Annotated in this window: 22 protein-coding genes and 1 tRNA gene; 17 read left to right on the top strand and 6 right to left on the bottom strand. The window is 70.1% G+C overall.

Translation table 11 applies throughout. The features are described 5' to 3' along the window. The first annotated feature begins 18 nt into the window (after positions 1-18). The 13 genes from RS82_RS17300 (at position 19) to RS82_RS17240 (ending at position 13,062) form a co-directional block, all read left to right on the top strand. On the top strand, positions 19-1,326 hold the full coding sequence (locus RS82_RS17300) for an ABC transporter substrate-binding protein (RefSeq protein WP_045301772.1): 1,308 nt from the start codon (positions 19-21) through the stop codon (positions 1,324-1,326). A gap of 99 nt (positions 1,327-1,425) precedes the next feature. Continuing rightward, positions 1,426-2,358 carry a carbohydrate ABC transporter permease gene (locus RS82_RS17295; RefSeq protein WP_052676912.1) on the top strand — a complete coding sequence of 311 codons (933 nt, stop codon included), beginning with the start codon at positions 1,426-1,428 and terminating at the stop codon, positions 2,356-2,358. Next, on the top strand, positions 2,358-3,323 hold the full coding sequence (locus tag RS82_RS17290) for a carbohydrate ABC transporter permease (protein WP_084695739.1): 966 nt from the start codon (positions 2,358-2,360) through the stop codon (positions 3,321-3,323). Before RS82_RS17295 ends, RS82_RS17290 begins: the two co-directional genes overlap by 1 nt. A gap of 4 nt (positions 3,324-3,327) precedes the next feature. Further along, positions 3,328-4,017 carry a hypothetical protein gene (locus RS82_RS17285; RefSeq protein WP_045301770.1) on the top strand — a complete coding sequence of 230 codons (690 nt, stop codon included), beginning with the start codon at positions 3,328-3,330 and terminating at the stop codon, positions 4,015-4,017. Between the two features lie 46 nt (positions 4,018-4,063). Continuing rightward, positions 4,064-5,248, top strand: a complete 1,185-nt coding sequence (locus RS82_RS17280; protein WP_045301768.1) for a glycoside hydrolase family 88 protein — start codon at positions 4,064-4,066, stop codon at positions 5,246-5,248. Continuing rightward, positions 5,245-6,114: a fumarylacetoacetate hydrolase family protein gene (locus RS82_RS17275; protein WP_045301766.1), complete on the top strand. Its 870-nt coding sequence runs from the start codon at positions 5,245-5,247 to the stop codon at positions 6,112-6,114. Before RS82_RS17280 ends, RS82_RS17275 begins: the two co-directional genes overlap by 4 nt. Next, complete coding sequence (kduD, locus tag RS82_RS17270) at positions 6,111-6,875, top strand: 2-dehydro-3-deoxy-D-gluconate 5-dehydrogenase KduD (protein WP_045301764.1); 765 nt, start codon at positions 6,111-6,113, stop codon at positions 6,873-6,875. The genes RS82_RS17275 and kduD overlap by 4 nt, the downstream gene beginning before the upstream one ends. A 43-nt stretch (positions 6,876-6,918) precedes the next feature. Next, positions 6,919-7,764, top strand: coding sequence for a 5-dehydro-4-deoxy-D-glucuronate isomerase (gene kduI / locus RS82_RS17265; protein ID WP_084695738.1), 846 nt, complete (start codon positions 6,919-6,921; stop codon positions 7,762-7,764). Between the two features lie 114 nt (positions 7,765-7,878). Beyond that, a complete protein-coding gene (locus RS82_RS17260) occupies positions 7,879-8,892 on the top strand; it encodes a sugar kinase (protein ID WP_084695763.1) in 1,014 nt (337 codons plus the stop codon). 112 nt (positions 8,893-9,004) lie between these two features. Next, positions 9,005-9,664, top strand: a complete 660-nt coding sequence (locus RS82_RS17255) for a bifunctional 4-hydroxy-2-oxoglutarate aldolase/2-dehydro-3-deoxy-phosphogluconate aldolase (RefSeq protein ID WP_045301762.1) — start codon at positions 9,005-9,007, stop codon at positions 9,662-9,664. After that, entirely contained in the window at positions 9,661-11,409 is a 1,749-nt protein-coding gene (locus RS82_RS17250; RefSeq protein WP_045301760.1) for a glycoside hydrolase family 35 protein, read from the top strand. Before RS82_RS17255 ends, RS82_RS17250 begins: the two co-directional genes overlap by 4 nt. Positions 11,410-11,451: 42 nt before the next feature. Beyond that, positions 11,452-12,087, top strand: coding sequence for a DUF6226 family protein (locus RS82_RS17245; protein WP_045301758.1), 636 nt, complete (start codon positions 11,452-11,454; stop codon positions 12,085-12,087). An 84-nt stretch (positions 12,088-12,171) separates the two neighbouring features. After that, positions 12,172-13,062, top strand: a complete 891-nt coding sequence (locus RS82_RS17240; RefSeq protein WP_045301755.1) for a carbohydrate kinase family protein — start codon at positions 12,172-12,174, stop codon at positions 13,060-13,062. Here the strand turns inward: RS82_RS17240 and RS82_RS17235 are convergent. From RS82_RS17235 to RS82_RS17210, 6 genes are all read right to left on the bottom strand, one after another. Next, positions 13,043-13,468: a pyridoxamine 5'-phosphate oxidase family protein gene (locus tag RS82_RS17235; RefSeq protein ID WP_045301753.1), complete on the bottom strand. Its 426-nt coding sequence runs from the start codon at positions 13,466-13,468 to the stop codon at positions 13,043-13,045. The two genes, RS82_RS17240 and RS82_RS17235, sit on opposite strands and share 20 nt — an antisense overlap. Positions 13,469-13,760: 292 nt before the next feature. Beyond that, positions 13,761-15,245 (bottom strand): HNH endonuclease signature motif containing protein, encoded by a 1,485-nt coding sequence (locus RS82_RS17230; RefSeq protein ID WP_052676911.1) that lies wholly within the window; start codon positions 15,243-15,245, stop codon positions 13,761-13,763. A 99-nt stretch (positions 15,246-15,344) separates the two neighbouring features. Beyond that, the gene (locus tag RS82_RS17225; RefSeq protein ID WP_045301751.1) at positions 15,345-16,130 is read right to left on the bottom strand and encodes a nucleotidyltransferase domain-containing protein; all 786 of its coding nucleotides are present in this window, start codon (positions 16,128-16,130) and stop codon (positions 15,345-15,347) included. Between the two features lie 147 nt (positions 16,131-16,277). Continuing rightward, entirely contained in the window at positions 16,278-18,254 is a 1,977-nt protein-coding gene (locus tag RS82_RS17220; RefSeq protein WP_045301749.1) for an acyltransferase, read from the bottom strand. After that, positions 18,254-18,327, bottom strand: a tRNA-Gly gene (locus RS82_RS17215). Before RS82_RS17215 ends, RS82_RS17220 begins: the two co-directional genes overlap by 1 nt. Before the next feature lie 418 nt (positions 18,328-18,745). Next, positions 18,746-19,336, bottom strand: coding sequence for a hypothetical protein (locus tag RS82_RS17210; RefSeq protein WP_245619643.1), 591 nt, complete (start codon positions 19,334-19,336; stop codon positions 18,746-18,748). 121 nt (positions 19,337-19,457) lie between these two features. On the opposite strand from RS82_RS17210, the gene RS82_RS17205 reads away from it, so the two are divergent. The 4 genes from RS82_RS17205 to RS82_RS21410 form a co-directional block, all read left to right on the top strand. After that, positions 19,458-20,114, top strand: coding sequence for a ParA family protein (locus RS82_RS17205; protein ID WP_045301747.1), 657 nt, complete (start codon positions 19,458-19,460; stop codon positions 20,112-20,114). A 2-nt stretch (positions 20,115-20,116) separates the two neighbouring features. Next, positions 20,117-20,647 (top strand): hypothetical protein, encoded by a 531-nt coding sequence (locus tag RS82_RS21695; protein WP_211255960.1) that lies wholly within the window; start codon positions 20,117-20,119, stop codon positions 20,645-20,647. Next, positions 20,644-20,919 carry a glutaredoxin family protein gene (locus RS82_RS17195; RefSeq protein WP_211255959.1) on the top strand — a complete coding sequence of 92 codons (276 nt, stop codon included), beginning with the start codon at positions 20,644-20,646 and terminating at the stop codon, positions 20,917-20,919. Before RS82_RS21695 ends, RS82_RS17195 begins: the two co-directional genes overlap by 4 nt. Next, a partial coding sequence (locus tag RS82_RS21410; protein WP_045301745.1) for a hypothetical protein occupies positions 20,916-21,889 on the top strand: 974 nt, incomplete at its 3' end. The genes RS82_RS17195 and RS82_RS21410, both read left to right, overlap by 4 nt.

Below are 21,889 nucleotides of genomic sequence, written 5' to 3'. Positions count from 1 at the left end.
ACAAAGGAGTACCCCAGAATGAAGCGCTCATACGCTGCCGCGGCCGGCATCGCCGTGGTCGCAACGCTCGCTCTCGCCGGCTGCAGCGGCGGTGGCGACGACGCGGCCGCGCCCGAGGAGTCGTCGGGTCCGGTCACGCTCTCCCTCTCGGGCTGGAGCCTCGACACGACGCCGGAGTTCCAGGCGCTCGCCGACGCGTTCCACGAGGAGAACCCCGACATCACGGTCGAGCTCAAGGGCTACGACGCGGCGGAGTACAACACGCTGCTCACCGCCGACCTCGCCGCGGGCTCCGGCCCCGACATCATCACGCAGAAGGAGGTCAAGTTCGTCCCGACGTTCGTCGAGGGCGGCCAGCTCCTCGACGTGTCGGATGTCGAGCTGCCCGACGGCATCAGCGGTGCCAAGTCGTACGAGGTGGACGGCACGGCGTACGCGGTGCCCTACCGCAACGACTCGTGGGTCCTGTACTACAACAAGGCACTCTTCGACCAGGCCGGTGTCGACTACCCCGACGGCTCGTGGACGTGGGACGACTACAGCGACGCCGCGGCAGCGCTGACCGAGGGCATCGCCGCTGCCGGCGGTTCGGCCAAGGGCGCCTACCTGCACAACTGGCAGTCGACCGTCCAGGGCTTCGCGAACGCGCAGTCCGACGGCGACATCCTCAAGGGCGAGTACGACTACATGGAGCCGTTCTACGACAACGTGCTCGCACTGCAGTCGGCAGGCGACCAGGTGGACTTCAACACCGCCAAGGCGAACCAGCTCACCTACCAGGGCGAGTTCGGCAAGCAGAACGCCGCGATGCTCCAGATGGGCACGTGGTTCGTCGCGACGCTGATCGCGCAGCAGGCCTCGGGCGATGCCGATGACTTCGAGTGGGGCATCGCGCCGATCCCGCAGGTCGACTCCTCGACCGCCGGCCTCGACAACACCCCGGTGACCTTCGGCGACCCGACCGGCTTCGGCATCAACGCCGGCATCGACGAGTCGAAGGTGGCCGCGGCCAAGAAGTTCCTCGCCTTCGCCGCCGGTGAAGAGGGCGCCCAGGTGCTCGCGAACATCGGCATCACCCCGGCGCTGCTGACCGACCCGGTCGTCGAGACCTACTTCTCGGTCGACGGTGCTCCCACCGACGACCTGTCGAAGTTCGCGTACTCGACGCACGAGGTGCACCCCGAGAACCCGACGTCGAGCAAGACGGCGGCGATCCAGGGCATCCTCGGCGACATGCACACCGCGATCATGTCGGGCTCCAAGAGCGTCTCGGACGCCATCAAGGAGGCCCAGGACCGCGTGGCCAGCGAGGTCGGCACCGACTGATCCCCCCGGGCCCTCCGGGGCCCGTCCCGGTGGCCGGTCCGCACCCTGCGGCGGACCGGCCACCGCCCCCCGACTTCACCACCCCACTGGAGGTCCGCCATGGCGACCATCACCGCCACAGAGGCCGGCACCGCGCCGCCGCCCGTGCGCCGCCGGCGCTCGAAGCTGCGGCTGCGCAACACCCTCATCGGGTGGAGCTTCATCCTTCCGAACTTCATCGGCTTCGGGCTGCTCACGCTCATCCCGATCGTCGTGCTGTTCTACATGTCGTTCACCAACTGGAACGTCTTCGGCAAGGCCGACTGGGTCGGCCTCGCCAACTTCACGCGCCTCATCGGCGACGGCAGCTTCCGCATCTCGGTGCTCAACACCCTGTACTACTCGGTGCTGCACATCCCGCTGACGATCGTCGTCTCGCTCGGTCTCGCGCTGCTGCTGAACAACAAGCTCCGCGGCGTCGCGTTCTTCCGCACCGCCGCGTTCTTCCCGTACATCACCTCGATCGTCGCGATCGCGGTCGTGTGGAACCTGCTCTTCAGCCCCGAGTACGGGCCGATCAACGAGTTCCTCCGCTTCATCGGCATCCAGAACCCGCCCGGATGGCTCACCTCGCCCGAGTGGGCCATGCCCGCCGTCGTCATCGTCGGCACGTGGCGTGACATGGGCTACTACATGATCCTCTTCCTCGCGGGCCTGCAGACCGTCCCGCGCGAACTGCACGAGGCCGCCCGCGTCGACGGCGCGAACGTGTGGCAGCGGTTCGTCAACGTGACGCTGCCGTGCCTGCGTCCCACCATGTTCTTCGTCACCGTGATGCTGACGATCAACTCGTTCAAGATCTTCGACCTGATCCTCGTCATGACCGACGGCGGGCCGGGTCAGTCCACCCTCGTGATGTCGCAGTTCATCTACCGCAAGGGCTTCGAAGAGAGCCAGTTCGGCTACGCGTCGGCCGCTGCCGTGGCGCTGTTCTTCATGTGCATCATCGTCACGATCGTGCAGTTCCTCTGGAACAAGAAGCGGAGCAGCTGATGGCCGAGCAGATCGAGAAGGATGCCGAGCTCCTGGTCTCCGACTTCACCGCCCCTGCGGGCGCGCGTCGCGGACTCCGCAAGCTCGCCGAAGAGACCCCGGAGCCGCAGCCCCAGGTCGCTTACACCGAGAAGATGACCCCCGGCCGTCGCATCGCCCGCATCGCGATGTACGTCGGACTCGTCATCTTCGCCATCGGACTCCTGACGCCGTTCGTGTGGATGGTGCTGAGCTCCTTCAAGTCCGCCAACGAGGTCTTCTCGGTGCCGGTGCAGTGGCTCCCCGAGACATGGGTGTGGCAGAACTACATCGACATCTGGACCGAGTCGAACATGCTCGTCTGGATCCGCAACACGCTGTTCCTGGCCGTGGTCGTCACGTTCCTGCAGGTGCTGACCGGCTCGTTCGCCGCCTACGGCTTCGCGCGCATGAGGTTCCGCGGCCGCGACGTGCTGTTCCTGCTGTACGTCGGCACGATCGCCGTCCCGTGGCAGTCGTACATGATCCCGCAGTTCATCCTGCTGTCGAATTTCAAGGTGTCGAACACGCTGTGGTCGATCATCCTGCTGCAGGCGTTCGGCGCGTTCGGCGTGTTCCTGATGAAGCAGTTCTACGAGACGATCCCCGAGGAGCTGTCCGAGGCGGCGCGTCTGGACGGCCTCAGCGAGTACGCGATCTGGCGCAAGATCATGCTCCCGCTGTCGATCCCGGCGCTCGCCTCGCTGACGCTGCTCACGTTCGTCAACACCTGGAACGACTACCTCGGGCCGCTCATCTACCTGCGCAACCCCGACCTCTGGACGATCCAGCTCGGCCTCAAGGGCTTCGTCTCGAACCTCTTCGACACGAACTATGCGCTGCTGTTCGCGGGCCTGACCATCTCGGTCATCCCGATCGCGATCATCTTCCTGCTCGGCCAGAAGTACTTCGTCGAGGGCATCGCGACGAGCGGTCTGAAGGGCTGAGGCCGTGAAGAAGCTCAACGGGTTGGTGTCCCACGAGACGTGGGCGTCCCTCATCGGGATGATCTACCTCGGCCTCATCGTGAACCTGCTGCTGGTGGTCTCGTCGCTGCCGCTCGTGGTGCTGCTGGTCACGACCGACCCGCTGTACTCGTGGCCGCTGCTCGCGATCGCCGCGCCGCTCGCCGCCCCCGGCCTCGCCGCCGCGTTCCGCGCGTTCCGCGAGCACGGGGAGGGCGGGCTGGGGCCGATCCGCGCGTTCGTCGCGGGGCTGCGCGCCACGTGGCGTCGCGCGCTTCTGATCGGCGCCGCGGTCGCGGCGGTCGTCGTGGTGCTGCTCGTGGACGTGCGGATGCTGGCGAGCACGGCCGTCGCCGTGTTCACCGTGCCGCTCCTCGGCGTGCTGGCGCTGCTCGCAGTCGGGGTGGGGCTGGTCGCCCTGGTCGCGATCGCCGAGGTGCCGACCGCACGGCTCCGCGACGTCGTGCGTGCCGGCCTCTACCTGAGCCTGCGCCGCTGGTACCTCACGGCCGCGTCGCTGGCCGCCCTGGCGGCCCAGGTCGCCGTGTTCGCCACCGCGCCCGCCCTCGGGCTCGGCCTCACGGCCTCCGCCGCCCTCTTCTTCGCGTGGACCAACTCACGCTTCACACTCCGCCCCGTGCTCGATCTCGACGAGAAGGCAGCCGCGCAGGCCTGAGCCCGCGGCATCCGTTCTCTGCATATACCTCAGAAGGAATCTCTCCATGACGTCCACCTCGCCCGCCGCGGGCACCACCGAGACCACGACCGACGCGGCGATCGCCGCCGCGCTGTCGACGATCCGGCGCAACATCGCGAAGTTCGGGGGGTCGTACCCCGACGACACGACGGTGGACGACCGCTACGAGCTGCGTCCGGCCGAGGGGGGCATCCCGCTCGGCGGCAACCGCGGCTGGACCACGAGCTTCCGCACCGGTCTGCTGTGGCTCGCGTGGGAGCTCACGGGCGAAGAGGATTACCGCGACGCCGCGCGGGTCGACGCGGCCGACTTCGAGCGTCGCGTGAGCGCCGAGGAGGACCTCGACACCCACGACCTCGGCTTCCTCTACACGCTCTCGACGGTCGCCGCCTGGCGCCTCGTCGGCGACCCGAGGGCCCGTGACGCCTCGCTGCTCGCCGCCGACCACCTGATGCGCCGGTTCCTCGAGCCCGCGGGCATCATCCAGGCGTGGGGCGACCTCTCCGACCCCGCCCAGCGCGGACGCACCATCATCGACAGCCTCATGAATATGCCGCTGCTGACATGGGCCCACGAGCAGACCGGCGAGGAGCGCTTCGCCGATGCCGTCGTGCGCCACACCGCGCAGCTGCGCGAGCACATCCTCCGCGAGGACGACTCCACGTTCCACACCTTCTACTGGGACGCCGAGACTGGCGAGGCGCTCCGCGGCGGCACCGAGCAGGGCGCGGCCGACGAGTCGTGCTGGGCCCGGGGTCAGGCGTGGGGCATCTACGGCTTCGCGATGAACTACGCGGTCACCCGCGACGAGCGCCTGCTCGAGGCATCCCGTCGCTGCACGGAGTACTTCCTGCGCCACCTGCCTGCCGACGAGGTGCCGTTCTGGGATCTCGTCTACACCGACGGCAGCGACGCGCCGCGCGACAGCTCCGCCGCCGCGATCGCGGTGTGCGGCCTGCTCGAGCTCGCGAAGGTCGAGACGGATGCTGAGCGCGCCGCCGAGTGGACCGCCCGGGCGCACTCGATCCTGGCGTCGCTCATCGCGAACTACACGCCGGTGAACGCCGAGGACTCCGACGCGCTGATCCTGCACTCGGTCTACGACCTGCCGAAGGGCAACGGCGTCGACGAGGGGACGCTCTGGGGCGACTACTTCTACCTCGAGGCCCTGATGCGCGTCGCGCGTCCGGAGTGGAGGAAGTACTGGTGAGGCTCGTCACGTACGCGACACCTGCGGGCGCGCGGCCGGCCGCGGTCGTCGCGGGCGATCGGCTGCTCGACCTCGGCGGGATCGCGGGTTCGCTGACGGAGCTGCTCTCGTCGGACGCGGCTCTGGACGCGGCGCGGGCAGCGGTCGCGTCGGCGGATGCGGATTCCCTTCTGGTGGTCGATGCGGCGGACGTTCTCGCCCCCGTCGTGCCGGGCAAGATCCTCTGCCTCGGCTACAACTACCGTGGACACGTGCCGGACGGCGTCGACCCGACCGCGAACGACCCCGAGTATCCGGACGTGTTCGTCAAGACGTCGAACACGCTCGCCGGTCCGAACGACGCCGTCGTGATCCCGCCGGGTGCGACCGACGTCGACTACGAGGGCGAGGTGGCCGTGGTGATCGGACGGCGCGCGCAGCGCGTGTCGCTCGAGGATGCCCTCGACCACGTCGGCGGGTACACGATCCTCAACGACGTGTCGGACCGAGCGTGGCAGCGCCGGCAGAGCCAGTGGGCACTGGGCAAGTGCTCCGACGGCTTCGCGCCGCTCGGCCCGTGGGTCGTCACGCCCGACGAGGCGCCGGACCCCCAAGACCTCCTCGTCGAGGTCGTGCGCGACGGGGTCGTGACCGTGTCGCAGTCGACGTCGACCACGATCTTCAGCGTGGCGTACGTCATCCATCACATCAGCCAGGTGCTGACCCTCGAGCCGGGCGACATCGTCTCGACGGGCACGCCGCAGAAGCTGCCCGCCGCCCAGGACGCACACCGCCCGCTCGCCGACGGCGACGAGGTCACCGTGCGCATCGCGGGGCTCGGAGAGCTCACTACCCGTTTCGTCGCAAGCCAGGAGTCCGCCGCATGATCCTCGATTCGTTCCGCCTCGACGGCAAGGTCGCGCTCGTCACCGGGTCGAGCCGCGGCCTCGGCCAGGGCGCGGCCGTCGCACTCGCCGAGGCCGGCGCCGACGTGGCGCTGCTCGACCGCGGCGACGCGTCGGCCACCGCCGCGCTCATCGAAGCCACCGGTCGCCGCGTCCACCGCGTGCAGCGCGACCTCGTGTCGGCCACGCCCGACGAACTCTCGGCGGCCGTCGACGAGGTGATCGCCGAGCTCGGCGGCCTCGACATCCTCGTGAACAACGCGGGTACCATCCGCCGCGCGCCGGCTGCCGAGTACCCGCTCGGCGACTGGGACGACGTGCTCGCCGTCAACCTCGACGCGGTCTTCCACCTGTCGCAGGCCGCGGGGCGCCACATGCTCGCGAACGGTGGTGGGCGCATCATCAACGTCGCGTCGATGCTGTCGTTCCAGGGAGGCATTCTCGTTCCGGCATACACCGCCTCCAAGCACGCCGTCGCCGGGCTCACCAAGGCGCTCGCGAACGAGTGGGCGGCTGCGCGTGTCACCGTCAACGCCGTCGCCCCCGGTTACATGGCGACCGACAACACCGCGCCGCTGCGTGCCGACGAGGACCGCGCCGCATCGATCCTGTCGCGCATCCCGGCAGGACGCTGGGGCGAGGCATCCGATCTGCAAGGCGTGTTCGTGTTCCTCGCCTCGGACGCCGCCGCCTACGTGACCGGCGCCGTCATCCCCGTCGACGGCGGCTGGCTCGTCCGCTGAACCCACGCACCCGAGAAATCCACGCAGAACCAGGAGAGAACACGTGACCGAGACGCACATCCCGCAGCGCTACGCGACCAACCCCGCCCAGATCCCGGGCATGACGACGCAGGACCTGCGCGACACGTACCTCATCCCCGATGTCTTCGTGCCGGGCGAGATCCGCCTCACCTACACGCACCACGACCGCATCGTGCTCGGCGGCGCCGTGCCCGCGGGTGCGGTGCTCGAGCTCGGCGGATACCCCGAGATCCGCAGCGACTACTTCCTCGAGCACCGCGAGGTCGGCATCATCAACGTCGGCGGCACGGGCACGGTCACTGCCGACGGCGAGGTCTACACGCTCGTCAAGGGCGCCTGCCTGTACCTCGGCCGCGGCATCAAAGAGGTGTCGTTCGCCGACGCCTCCGGTGAGACGGGGGCGCAGTTCTACCTCTTCTCGGCTCCGGCGCACACGGCATACCCGTCGGCTCTGGTGTCGCCCGGCGAGGGCACCGTGCGCGAGCTCGGCGACCAGCTCACCTCGAACCGACGCACGCTCAATCAGTACATCCACGAGAACGGCGTGAAGAGCTGCCAGATCGTGATGGGCGTCACCGAGCTGCACCCGGGCTCGATGTGGAACACCATGCCGGCGCACACCCACGACCGCCGCACCGAGTGCTACCTGTACTTCGACCTGCCCGAGGACGCCCGCGTCATCCACCTCATGGGCGAGCGCGAAGAGACCCGCCACCTCGTGATCGCCGACCGCCAGGCGGTCATCTCTCCCTCGTGGTCGCTGCACTCCGGCGTCGGCACGTCCTCCTACACGTTCATCTGGGCGATGGCCGGCGAGAACCAGGCGTTCGACGATATGGACGCCGCCCCTGTGACCGATCTGCGATGACGCGGCTCGACGCCGCCGGCACTGCGCCGGCGGCCGCGGGGGTCCGGATCTCCGAGTTTCGCGCGGTCCCGCAGGGGAGGGCGACGGATGCTGCAGCCTGACTACGCTGGCGGGGTGCCCCGGACTCTGCTCGCGATCGGCGAGACCATGGCGATGGTGACGCCCGTCGTCGCGACTCCCGTCGCCGACGCGGACGCGTTCCTGCTCGACGCCGGGGGAGCGGAGTCGAACGTCGCCGCGCACGTGGCCGCGCTCGGACACCGTGCCGTCTGGTTCAGCCGGCTCGGCGAGGACGCTCTCGGCCATCGCATCGCTCGCCAGCTCTCGGCGCGGGGCGTGGATGTCTCGCGCGTCGTGTTCGACGACGGGCACCCGACCGGGCTGTACGTGAAGGATCCCGGCAACGGGGTGCTCTACTACCGGCGGGGCTCCGCTGCGGCGCACCTGTCGGATTCCGACGCGGACGACGTGTCGTTCGACGGTGTCGACCTGCTGCACGTCTCGGGCATCACGGCCGCGATCTCGGCGTCCGCCGCCGCGTTCCTCTCGCGTGTGATCGCTCGCGCCCGGGAGCACGGCGTGCCGGTGTCGTTCGATGTGAACCACCGCGCGCCGCTGTGGGATGCGGCGACCGCCGCACCCGCGCTGCTCGAGCTCGCCCGCAGCGCCGACATCGTGCTCGTGGGCCGCGACGAGGCCGAAACGCTCTGGTCCACCCCGACCGCGGCCGATGTGCGTGCCCTCCTGCCGGACGTGGCCGAACTCATCGTCAAGGACGGCGACATCGGCGCGACCGCGTTCGTCGGGGACGACGAGGTGTTCGAACCCGCGCTCGTCGTCGAGGTCGTCGAACCGGTCGGCGCCGGCGACGCCTTCGCCGGCGGGTACCTGGCGGGCCTGCTCTCGGGCGACTCGGTATCGGACCGCCTGCGGGCCGGCCACGCCCGCGCCGCCCGCACCCTCCAGACCACCACCGACTCGATCGACGAGCCCGCCGCCCCGGCTCCCGCCGCCGACCCGGCTCCGTCCGCCGACCCGGCTCCGGCTGCCGCTCCGGCTCCCGCCGCCCCGGGTCCGGCTCCGGCTGCCGCTCCGGCTCCCGCCGCCGGCATCCCTACCCCGACATGACGGGTTCGGGGCGCGTCCCGCACGTTCGGGGCGCACGCCGCACGCCCCGAGCGCACGCGGTGCGCCCCGAACCCGCAACGATGACCCAACCCGGCACCCGAAGGACCCGCGAATGACCTCCCAGCCCACCTCATCGAGCGCGACGGATGCTGCCGCCCAGGCCGCCTGGTTCGACGACGCGTTCGCCGGGGCCCCGCTCATGGCGATCCTCCGCGGCATGGGCGTCGAGCGCTCGGTGCGCCTCTCCGAGACCGCATGGGACCTCGGGATCGATTCGGTCGAGGTGCCGCTGCAGACCGACGAGGACGAGCGCGCCCTGCGTGCCGTCGTGGAGGCCGCGAAGGCCCGCGGCAAGAGCGTCGGCGCCGGCACCATCATCACGCCCGAGCAGGTGACGCGGGCCGCCGACGCCGGCGCGGTGTATCTGGTCTCGCCGGGACTCGACCCGGTCGTCGTCCGGGCGGCGCAGGATGCCGGCATCCCGATCCTCCCCGGTGTCGCCACCCCCAGCGAGGTCCAGCTCGCCGTCTCGCTCGGGCTGACGTGGCTCAAGGCGTTCCCCGCGACGTGGCTCGGCAGCGGTTGGTTCCGGCACATCCGCGGACCGTTCCCGCAGGTGAAGTTCGTCGCGACGGGCGGGCTCGATGCCTCGAACGTCGAGGAGTTCCTCGCCGCCGGTGTGCGCGTCGCCGCCGTCGGCTCGGCCCTCGAGGACTCGTCCCAGCTCGAGCGCCTCGCCGCGGTGCTTCACGCCCGCACGGCTGCGCGATGACCGCCCGCGCGCGCTCGTTCGCGATCGGCGAGACCGACTTCCTCCTCGACGGAGAACCCTTCCGGGTGCTCGCCGGGGCGCTGCATTATTTCCGGGTGCACCCGGGGCAGTGGGCCGACCGCATCCGCAAGGCGAAGCAGATGGGGCTCAACACCATCGAGACGTACGTCGCGTGGAACGCCCACGAGCCGGTGCGCGGCGAGTGGGACGCGACCGGCTGGAACGACCTCGGCCGGTTCCTCGAGCTCGTCGCGGAGGAAGGAATGCACGCGATCGTGCGTCCCGGCCCCTACATCTGCGCCGAATGGCACAACGGCGGACTCCCCGTCTGGCTGACGGCGCTCGAGGGCGTCGGCCTTCGCCGTTCTGAGCCTCGCTTCCTCGAAGAGGTGACCGCGTACCTCGAGCGCGTGTACGAGATCGTCGCTGCGCACCAGATCGACCGCGGCGGACCCGTCATCCTGGTGCAGATCGAGAACGAGTACGGCGCGTACGGAAACGACACCGCCTACCTCGAGCACCTCGTGCGGGTGACGAAGGATGCCGGCATCACCGTCCCGCTCACCACGATCGACCAGCCGACGGACCAGATGCTCCGCGACGGCAGTGTCGCGGGAGTGCACCTCACGGGTTCGTTCGGTTCGCGCGCGGTTGAGCGCCTCGAGACTCTCCGCCGTCACCAGCCCACCGGACCGCTCATGTGCGCCGAGTTCTGGGACGGCTGGTTCGACTGGTGGGGCAACACCCACCACACCACCCCGGCGGCGGCGTCGGCCGCCGAGCTCGACGCGCTGCTGGCGTCGGGCGCGTCCGTGAACTTCTACATGTTCCACGGCGGCACCAACTTCGGGCTGACGAACGGTGCGAACGACAAGGGCCGCTACCTGCCGATCCTGACGTCGTACGACTACGACGCCCCGCTCGACGAGCGCGGCGATCCGACGGAGAAGTACTTCGCGTTCCGTGATGTCATCGCGAAGTACGCGCCGGTGCCTGACGAGGTGCCCGCGGTCAGCGGGCCGGCCCCGGCGTTCGAGGTCGCTCTGGAGCCGGTCGTGGCCGAGGCGGCAGCATCCGGTTCCCGTCATGAGCTGCCGCCGACGTTCGAGCAGCTCGAACACCTGAGCGCGCTCGTCGCGTACGAGGCCGACCTGGACGGCACCGGGGGAGTGCTGCGCTTCGGCGAGGTGCGCGACCACGCGTGGGTCTCGGTCGACGGTGTGTCCGTCGGTACGCTGTCGCGCACTCGTCACGAGGATGCGCTCGTCGTTCCGGCGGGCCGGAGCGTGCGCGTGCTCGTGGAGGAGCAGGGCCGCGTCAACTATGACGTGCGCCTCGGCGAGCCCAAGGGTCTCCTCGGTCCGGTGACGCTGGCGGGTGAGCCCCTCACCGGGTGGACCGCGACGCCCATCGACGTCGCCGCCCTCGGTGCTTCGGCGGTGGATGCTGCGACCGGCGCGTCCGCGGAGGCCGGTGTCGCCCCGTTCGTGCTGCGGGGCTCGTTCACGCTCGACGATCCCGCCGACCTCTTCCTCGACACTCACGGCTGGGGCAAGGGCTTCGCGCTCGTCAACGGCTTCCTACTCGGCCGCTACTGGTCGAGCGGCCCGCAGCGCACGTTGTACGTCCCGGTTGCCGCGCTGAACGCGGGGGAGAACGTCGTCGTCGTGGTCGAGCTGGATCGTGTCGCCGACGCGATCGCGCGATTCGTCGCCGGGCCCGACCTCGGGCCGCTCGAGGAGTAGCCGGGGACGCAGTCGGCCGGTGCGCCGCGATAGGTTTGCCGCATGCGCGGCTACCTGCGCCCGTCGCCGCGGGCCCGGGTGTTCGTCGACGCATTGGGTGCACCGATCGCCTACGGCGAGCGGTGGGGCGGCGAGTCGCCACCCCAAGACACGTACTCGGTGACGAGCAATCTCGAGCGGTTCGCGCCCCTGCACGACGTCGCGGATGCTCTAATCACGTGGCTGGAGCAGTCGTTCGACGTCACCGTCGAGGATTCCCCGGAGGCCGCAGCCGATCTCGCGCGGGTGCCTGCTGATGCTGTGCGAGCCGTGCGGGTGCGACCGGCCGACGACGCTGCGTCGCCGTTGACCTTCGTCTTCACGTCGTTCCCCGGCATCCATCTGCACGCCGGCTTCCTCGTCGACGCGTACTTTCCGGTGTGCGGCTGCGACGCGTGCGACGAGACATGGGAGAGCACTGCGGACGAGATGGAGCAGACCGTGTTCTCCGTGGTCGAGGGCGGTCTGTCGGAGCGGTTCACCGAAGGCGCCGAGTTGCCGGTGTCGTTCCGCCTGCAGCGCGGGGACGGTTGGCGCGGCGGCACGAGCCGTGCGCAGGACCACCCCGCTGAGCGCCTGGCCGCGGCGAACTCGGCGCTCGTGGCCGGCCGCACATGGGTGCCGTGGCAGCCGCGGTAGCGGGCGCCGTCCATCGGAGCAGCTGCGTGGGTCGTCGACGGGGCTGTGGACCTGGGAGCAGAAGACCGCTGGTTTACTGGGCGGATGCCCCTCGCTGACGCCCGGGTCGCCCTGTGCGGGCCCGCCTCGTGGAACCACCTCATCCTCCTCGACCGACTTCCCGAGCCGGTGCCGCACATGCAGTTCGCGCTCGGCGACCTGCATACGCTCGGTGGGACGTCGGCCGGCAAGGCGCTGCACCTCGCCGATCGCGGCGTCGACGTCACGCTCCACGCGCTGCTGGGCACCGACGACGACGGCCGGCACGTCTCCGCCGCGCTCGACGCGGCGGGCGTGCAGGTCGCCGCCTATCCCTCGCAGCGCACCGAGCGGCACGCGAACCTGATGACCGCGGCGGGGGAGCGCGTGAGCCTCTACCTCGCGACGCCGTCGGCCGCATCCGACGAGGAGATCGGCCGTATCGAGGCCGCCCTTGCCGGCGCGGACATCGCGGTGGTCGATCTCAGCGGGGTCGGCGCGACGATCGTGGACCGCCGCCTCGCCGGCGCCGCGGGCGCCCCGATCTGGACCGACCTCCACGACTACGACGGGGCTGCGGAGTTCCACGAACCGTTCCTCCGCTCCGCCGACGTGGTCTTCATGAACGACGACGCGACCGACGATCCGTGGGCGTTGATGCAGAGCTGCCTCGACCGTGGACCGCGGCTTGCCGTCTGCACGCTCGGCGCGCGCGGAGCCATCGCCCTCGCAGCTTCAGGGGAGCGCGCGACCGTCGATGCGGTGCCGGTCGACGTCGTGGACACGAACGGTGCGGGCGACGCGTTCTTCGCCGGATTCCTCGCCGCGTCGCTCTCGGATGCGGATCTGGACGGATGCCTCGCCGCCGGTGCCCGACAGGCGGTCGTGGCGCTCTCGTCCGAGCATCTGCACCCAGCGGTCGTCGGCGGCGAAGCACTCACCAGCGCGATTCGGTGACACGGGCCGGAGTCGCCGACGCGTCGTAGACCCGCACCCACGCCGGCCGCACGACGACGACGGCGAAGTCAGGGTCGAGCGCGCGTGATCCCGGGAACTGCTCGTTGTAGGCGCCGCCGTACTCCTCGCGGAGCGTGCCGCGCACGATCGTGCCGAAGCCGTCGATCTGCGCCGACACCGCGCCGTCCGTCCCGATGACGACCGCGATGCGGTGGTCGTGGCGCAGGTTCTCGGCCTTGCGCGAGCCGACGAGCGTGTCGAACACGAGAGTGCCGTCATCGAGTGCGGCGATTCCGACGAGCGCCGCCTCGGGCGCCCCCGACGGCGACACGGTCGCGACGACGCCCTGCGCTTCGGCACGCACGAAGGCCACGAATGCCGGAACGTCACTGGGATCGAACGCCATCCGCTCACAGTACGGCAGGCAATCGCTGCCGCGCATCGACTCGCAGAACAGCGGATGCCGCGCCGCGACCTCCGTTCAGAAGCTCGTGTTGACGGCCAGGATCGCGTGCTTCTCCGCGTCGGTGAGATCGGACAGGACGAGCACTTCCTGAAGCACCGGAGACTTGAGAGCCAGGTAGGTCTCGATGTCCATGCCAGGATCGCGTGCGAGCTCGATCTTGACCGCCCCGTACCGATCGCGGAGGTCGTCCCGATCGCGGAGCTCCGGAGAGCCAAGCTCGCACGCCCCCTTATCATGCCGCCTCGAATCGCCGGGGCGACTTCGAGCGCAGCTCGACGGGCTGGCCGATCTCACCCGTGGCGGGGTCGGGCGGTGGATGGAGCCAGTACGTGTCGGCGTCGGTGAGGGCATCTCGCGTCCGCGTGATGCGCCACCGCTGGTTGTGAAGGCGCAGATGGCAGTTGCGGCAGAGCGCGATCCCATCGTCGACATCGGTGCGCCCGTGATGCTCCCACCAGTGATCGATGTGGTGATACTCGCACTGCGAGATCGGCGCGCCGCAGGACGGCCACATGCAGCCGCCGTCGCGGGCGGCGATGGCGATGCGCTGCTTTCTCGTGAACAGGCGAAGCTCACGCCCGACGTCGAGCGGGCGCCCATCCGGCCCCCACATCAGCGGGATCACGCCGGACTCGCACATGCGCGCCTCGATGACGCCCCCGGGCAGAGCGTGTCCGCCGTCTTCCATGTGCCCGACGCCGGTGACGTGCATCTCGCCGCGTTCACCGCCGCCCGCCACCGCGCCCGCCTCGATGACGATACGCACTCCCGGCTGCCGGTCGCCGAATGCCTGCTGGGGGTCGGCGTTCGCGCCTGTGCGCAGCACGGCGATGATCGTGTCGTACTGCAGCTGCTCGTTCGACCGGCTGTCTGCCTCGGCCGCGCGCGTCTTCTCGATGGCGTCGGTGCCGACGAAGCGCGGCCCGCGACGTGGCCGCAGTGCGGCTTGCAGGAGGGCATCCACCCAGGCGCCCGCCTCGTCGTCGAAGAGGATGTGCGCGTGCCGCTGACCGTCGTGGTCGATCCAGGTGCGGAAGGACCGGGCGTCGAAGCGCTCTTCGAAACGGAGCGTGACGCCGACCGGATCGAGCCGATCTCGCGCGATGCGCGCCTGGCTGCGGAGCTCTTCCACGGGCAGCCCGCTCGCTTCTTCGAGCAGCATGTTCACGGCGCGAGCCCACGCCTGCGGGAGGAAGTCGGGCGCCAGCTCCGGGTAGCGGTCGACGGGCGGTTCTCCGAGACCGGAGCGGATCGCCTGGAACTGCGCCTGCGTCAGACGTCCCGACGCGAGTGCATCTCGAAGCGCGCCCAGCCACTCCTGGACCACCGGTGCCGCCGGAACGCTTGCGCTGGAGACATCGGCTGCCGGCGGCTCCGCCGGTGCGAGTTCCCTGCCCGCGTCCACAGCCCGCGCGACGTCTGCTCTCCCGAGCCCCGTGAGGTGCTGCACGAGCGCCGTGCCGGTGCGCAGACCCTTTCGCTGCGCGAGCCCGTCGTAGCCGAGCTCGCGTGACGAGCGGCGCGACACCTCCGCCGACGCTCCTGCGACGATCAGCTCGAGCGCCTTCCGCGCCTCCGTCGCGTCGGCGAGCAGTGCCAGGAGATCGTCGTCGGCGAGCCCTCCCACTTCGGCACCGCCGTCGCCGAGCCGCGAGGCGACCCGAGCGGCAGCATCCGTCAACCGCATCGCGGGGGAGGGGGCGGCCGAGAAGTTCATAGAACAAATATACGAATGACCTCCGACATCCGTCGGCGCTGCCGGTGATCTCCGGACGCCGAGGAACACAGTTCGAAGCGGCGCGCAGATCCGCCCGCGTCAGCCCACGATCCGCCGGAACAGCTCGTCCGCCTGCTCTCGCACCTTGCGCTGATCCCGCACCGGCGCCACGCCCTCGAGCGCCTCCGCGTGTTCCAGTTCTTGCGCGGCGAAGCGCGCGAGCACCGCGGGTGCCTCTCCAGAGCCCAGTTCGCGCGTCACCGACTTGAGGGCGATGAGGTCGGCGGCGGCATCCCGGATCTCATCCGACACCGTGGTCTCGGATAGCAGCGTCGGCAGATCCATCGGCGGCACGGGGTCACCCGGGTGGTCGGCGAGCCACCGCAGCGCGGCGGCCGGGCGCAGCACGTAGAAGAACCGCTTCAGGGTCTGCGTTCCCGTCTGCTGGCGCCGCGCCACATGGAGGTAGTGGCGGGAGATCGCACCGCGCTCCACGACGGCGGCCGCGTACGCCAGCAGCTCGTCGCGGAACGCGGTGTCGCCGCCGTAGACGATGGGCGAGCGCAGCCACTCGATCGGCGTGGCGTTGCCCCGCGCCATCAGCGTGAGCGCCTTGGCCAGGTCCCAGCCGTTGACGTCGAAGACCTTGTCCAGCGGCGTCTCGATCACGTCGCGTGCGGGCCACAGCGTGAGGTAGCGCTCGCGTCGCCCCACGAACAGGAACCGGCAGTCGTAGTCGCTGTCGGGCGAGGGGAACCCCCACGCCCGGCTGCCGCTCTCGATGGCCCACGGGATCCGCACGCCGTGCTCCGCCGCGACGGATTCCAGGCGCCGGTCGATCTCGCTGACGACCACCGCGTCGAGACTGTCGGGGATCGCGCGCATCGCTCGACCCTACTCGCGGAGCACCTCGATCGTCACGGATGCTGCGGGCCGCGGCATCCGGATATCCACACGCCCGGCATGCGCGCTGCCGCTTCACCGTCGCCGGCTGCGACCGGGCCTCCTCTCGCCGGTACGGCGCGGTGCGGCCTACCGCAGTGTGGCGGCGGGCTCCGGCCGGTGCACGCCGCGGGGCCGGTAGCCGAGCGCATCGGAGACTCCGGCGAGGTCGGCGAGGTACCAGAGGATCGCGAGCCACATCTCGGTGCCCTGCAGTCCCGGCTCGGTCTCGATGAGACCGCGCGCCGCGGGGCTCGGCTCGCGGAACGAGAACCCGGCGCCGGGCACCCACGTCGCCAGGGCGTCGGAGAGCAGGCGCGCGGCCAGCTCTCGCACCTCGTCGTCGCGGTAGCCGGTGCCGCGCGCGAGCCACAGCGGGTGCGCGACGTCGAGCACGTTGCACGCGTTGCGGGCGCCCGGTGCGAACCACCGCGGGTCGCGGGCGTGGCGCAGCACCGTGTCGATCACGCGGTCGGGGTGGGGGAGCGGCACGCCGAACTGCGCGAACGTGCCGCGCGAGGCGCGGTAGAACCCATTCACGACGGGGAGATTCCCGCGGTCGGGCGTGGCCGAACCCCACATGCCGGTCTGCGGGTCGGTGTTGAGCAGCAGCCAGCCGAACAGCGCCTCCTCCACACCCGCCGGAATCGGATGCCCCGCACGCTTCGTCCACAGAATCGCGGTGCCGAATCCGTCGATGTGGTGTCCGGCGCCCCACGCGTCGGTGGCCCACGGCAGACTCCCGCAGAACTCGACGACACGTTCGGGGGTCGCCGCGGTCACCCACGTGAGAGGAGCGGGAAATGCCGATCCCAGCAGATCGAGCGCGTAGCCCGTGCTCAGCACGTGATAGGCGACGTCGCCGTGGGAGAAGCCGAGGCCCGCCTGCTGACGCCCGTCCGCATCGAGGGGAGCGACCGCGCCGGTCGTGGCATCCTGCCAGCCCTGCAGTCGGCGGATCTGCGCCTCGACCGACGCCTGCGGCGGCGCCTTGCCGAGCAGGAGATCCGCGATCTCGATCGCGTCGGCCTGAGCGCGTACGGTAGGGGCGGCGCCGGGGCGGTCCGTGAAGAGTCCGAGGTCGTCGTTCCACGTGCGTTGCAGGACGACGGATGCCTCGTCCCTCGCGCGCGCCGCCAGTTCGGCGATGCGTTCGGCCAGGCCGGTGACGTCATCGCTCCCGGTCGAGGCGCCGACGGCGGTCAAGACGGTGTTCGGCGCTGCGGTCGGGCCGCCGGGCGCGGGGGCGCGGGACGGCGTGTGAGTGGGGTCGGCATCGGGCGGGAGTTCTGCGTCCGGCGCGGGTTCGGACTCGGGATCGGACTCGGGCACGGACCGGAGCTCGGGCGAGTCCGCGGCCTCCGACGCGGCCGACGCCAGCGCCGCGAGCACTGCCGGCGGCGTCTCCACAGGCTCGCGCGGTTCGGGGGAGTCGGGCCGGCCCTCGGTGCCCCGGGCGGCAGCATCCGCCGCCGCATCGGGGTGGACTCCGGTGTCGTCGGGCTCGACGCGCCAGCGGATGAACCGCGCGGGATTCCCGCCGACGACGGCACCTGCCGGAACGTCCTTGGTGACGACCGCGCTGGCGGCGAGCACGGAGTGCGACCCGACACGGACGCCGTCGAGGATCACGACGTGCGAGCCGATCCACACGTCGTCGCCGATCTCGATTCCCTTGGAGGTCAGCGGCTGGCGGAAGACAGGCGTGCCCGACTCCATCGAGTGGTTGAAACCGAGGATCGAGGTGTGGGCACCGATCCGCACGCCGTCGCCCATCGTGACGCGACCGCGGATCACCGTGTACGGGTTGATGCTGCAGTCGGCCCCGGCACGGAGGTCGCCGGTGAGGTAAGCGCCCGCCGCGACGTACGTGCGGTCGCCGAGGCGCAGCGAGTCGTTGTCGATCGAAGCGAGCTCGGAGAGGAAGCACTGGTCGCCGAGCTCGTGGTCGGGGCGGCCGGAGACGACGGTCTGCTGGAGGAGCAGCTGCGCTTCGCGCTCGGACGGACTCGCTTCGCTCCAGAAATCCCAGGGCGAGTACTCGTGGGCGGCGATCGCGGGAGACATGGAGGGGCTGACGGGAATCGAACCCGCGCTGTCTGCTTGGGAAGCAGAAGTTCTGCCATTGAACTACAGCCCCGATGCCTTGAAATTACTGGGAAGTCGCCTTCCCGTCAAGGCCAGGTGTACACATTGGTGTTCACATAAGCATGGCGTGCGATGAACGCGCGCCACGACTCCATACTAGCCAGCAGTCCCGCCGCCGCGCGGCTTTGCGTCATTGGCCCGGACCGCAGCGCGAATGCCCAGACGCCGAGATCGGTGCCTGGGCATTCGCGCCAGCTGGCTATGCCGAGGTCAGGTGCTCCGGATGCGTAGGCAGTCGCTCGACGAACTTCTCAAGCTCGGAGATGAGGTACAGGGGTTTCGTGCCGGAGAAGTGAGGCGTGATGTCGCCGAGCCGGACATGGTGTCGGAGACGTGACGGGCTGAGTCCGAGCGCGGCTGCAGCGGTGTTGTGGTCGACCGCGACAACGGTTTGACCGTTCGTGGTGACGCTAGTCACTGAGTGGTCGACCGACATTGGCGGTGAGTCCCTGCAGTCGTCCCGCGTTGCGGGCGGTGCGGATCCAGTCCTGCGCGGTCCGTTCGGGGACGCCCAGTTCGAATGCGACCAACTTCACCGGAGACTGATCGGCCAATGCGGCTGTGCCGTAGATGAGCTCCACGACGTCCCATCGTTCCTCCTTGACGCCGCGTTTGACGACCGCGGCCGCCATCCACGGCGGGATGAGTCGTCCGTCCCCTGACGTCAGGTCAGCCACGGTGAGCCAGCGCTCGTCCGGGCCGTCCTCAAGCTTGACGGTGATGCAGCGTGGAATCGCGGTCTGCAGGATCGCCTGCGGTGCTGTGTGGCGCATTCGGTAATCGCTCGCATCCGCGCGGATCGCCCGGTTGATGATCGTGGTAATCACGTACCGGTTGCGCTCCTTGCTGTACCGGGCCTCGATCGTGGTCTCGACACCGGCACGCTCATCGCGCGTTGTCGCGACGAAGCCAGGGGCAATGCGCATCGCGGACCCGATCGGCTGCGTGGCTGCGTGCCCCGTCATCTCGTCGCCTTCGAGTGTCTTCACGTCGACCTTCACCCCCTCAGTTTGCCTAACCGCGAGCGCATTCCGCAGAACCTCTTGACTAACAATACGCTTTAAGCGTTTACTTCTGTCAAGTCAATTCTGAATTACACGGTTCCGAGGTTCGGAGGTTCGGATGAAGGTCATCGCAGTCGCCAACCAGAAGGGCGGGGTCGGGAAGACGACCGTGGCGATGCAGCTGGGGGCGGCGCTCGCCGGCCGGCACCGGGTGCTGGTGGTGGACGTGGATCGGCAGCAGTCGACGGTGTGGTGGGCGGAGAACGCTCGGGACCGGCTGCCCTTCGATTTCGCGGGCAGCCAGCATCCGAACATGCTGGGCCGGCTGACCGAGCTCACCGACTATGACTACATCGTCGTCGACACGCCGGGAAGCCTGGAGGACACCGCGGTGCTGGAGACCGTGCTCGACGCCGCCGACTATGCGATCGTGCCGCTCACGCCGGAGCCGCTCGCCGTGGACCCAACGATGCGGACGGTGACCCGGCTGATCGAACCGCGGCATCTACGGCACGGGGTGCTGCTGAACCGGATCGACCCGCGCGTTCCGGGTCAGCTGGCGCATTGGCAGCGGCTGTTGGATGTCGAGTTCGGGCTACCCCGGTTCGGGTGGCACCTCAGGCAGTACAAGGCGCAGGCGGATGCCCCGGTGCTCGGGCAGCTGGTGAGCAGCATGCGCCACAACCGCCGCACCGATGGCGTGATCTGGGACATCACCCAGATCGCCGCCGAACTGGACCAGCTCCTCTCCCCGGCTCTCGCGGGCAGGTGGTGATGATGGCGCGGATCGACCTCGCCGCGAGCCTGGGTGATGCACGTGCCCGGGTTGCGGCGGAGACGCCGGTCGAGGAGCGGGAGCCCGCGATGTTCGCCCGGCTCACCCGGAAGGACACCCGGATCCGTGCCGATCAGGACGCGGCGCTCACCGCGCTCGCTAGGACGGTGATGCGACGCCGCGCCCGGAAGGTAGAGCGGATCACCGAGAACACGCTGATCCGCATCGCCATCGACCTGCTCCTCAGCCACGCCGACGAGCTGCGCGGATCCACCGAGGACGAACTGCGGAAGTCCGTCACTTCGGCACTCCGAGACCTCCGCACTTCCGACGTCGCGCAGTCCGGACCTGCGGATGCGACGGACTCCGGGAGTTCCGACCTTCGAGGGTCCGAAGGTTCCGGCGTGCCGGACTTGCGCGTTTCCGACGCTCCGGCTTCGGTCGACGCGGGCCCTCGACAGGCCGCACCGGGGATCGCAGACACCGTCGCTGACGGCGGGTTGGTGTTCGCGCGGGCGGGGGTGTCGCGATGATCACGGTCACGGTGTATTCGACCGGACCGGGGTGTATGCGCTGCACGCTCACCTGCCGGTGCCTGACCGCGGCGCACATCCCGTTCACCGTGATCGACCTCACCGATCACCGCAACGCGGCCCACCGGGAGTTCGTCACCGACGAGCTCGGCTACTCCGAGGCGCCGGTGGTGCTGGTCGGCGACGATCCGCAGCATCACTGGTCCGGGTTCCGTCCCGACCTCATCGACCAGCTCGCCCACCGTCTCCTCGAGCAGGGGAGCGGCCGATGACCACCCCCGAAGACGGGCCGCTGCCCCGCGAGGGTAAGCAGGAGCAGACGCGGGAGGCCCGGGCGGAGCAGGAGCGCGCGTACAAGCGGGCGTGGCGGCAACGCAACGCCGCACACATCCGGCAGTACCGGGCCGCCTACGACGCGGAACATCCCGAGCAGAAACGTGCCGAGGCCCGCCGGTACGCAGACCGCAAGCGCGTCCAGCGGCAGCGGAAGAAGGCACGGCAGGTCAGCTCGAAAAAGTACTACGAGGCGCACAAGGCTGAGCATCACGAGTACACCCGGCAATGGCGGCTGCGGAAACTCGCCGAGGACCCGGAAGGCTACCGTGCCGCCCGGGCGGTGATCCAACGGCGCTGGTATGAAAAGCACCGGGACGAGCGCAACGCGAAACTGCGGGCCGAGCACCGTGAGAACCCGGAACTCAAGCGCGCCGCCGCCCGCGCCTACTACGCCGCGCACGCCGAGGAGCAGAAAGCGAAGCGACGGGCCTACTACGCCGCGAACCGGGACAAGGTGCTCGCCAGCAACCGGGCCTGGAAGGAACGCGAGAAACGCCGGGTCGACGCCGGGCTGCCGCCGCGTCGCCTGCACACCACCCCGGCCGCGGAACGCCGCGCCAACACGGCCGCGGCCGACGCGTTCTTCACCCAGCAGTGGCCGGCCGAGCAGGTCGCCACGCTGCGGCGCCGCCGCGGCCTGTCCGAGGAAGCGGTGGCGGCGGTGCCGGCGGAGGAAGTGGCGCGATTCGAACGGGACAGCCAGCGTGCCCGCATCGAGCACACCCTGGCCACCGACGTCAGCTACGCCGACCGGACCCGCACCGCGGAAGCCCGCCGGCACCTCGCCGCGCAGCAGCCCCGCGGGTGGCAGATCCGCGCCGCGGCTGAGGAAGCACGAATGGACGCGATCGCCAAGGACATCAACGACCGGCTCCGCCACCGCGACCCACCCCGCCACCCCCACCC

Source organism: Microbacterium trichothecenolyticum, from assembly GCF_000956465.1.
GTDB lineage: Bacteria > Actinomycetota > Actinomycetes > Actinomycetales > Microbacteriaceae > Microbacterium > Microbacterium trichothecenolyticum.
This window is presented reverse-complemented; position numbering and strand designations above follow the sequence as displayed.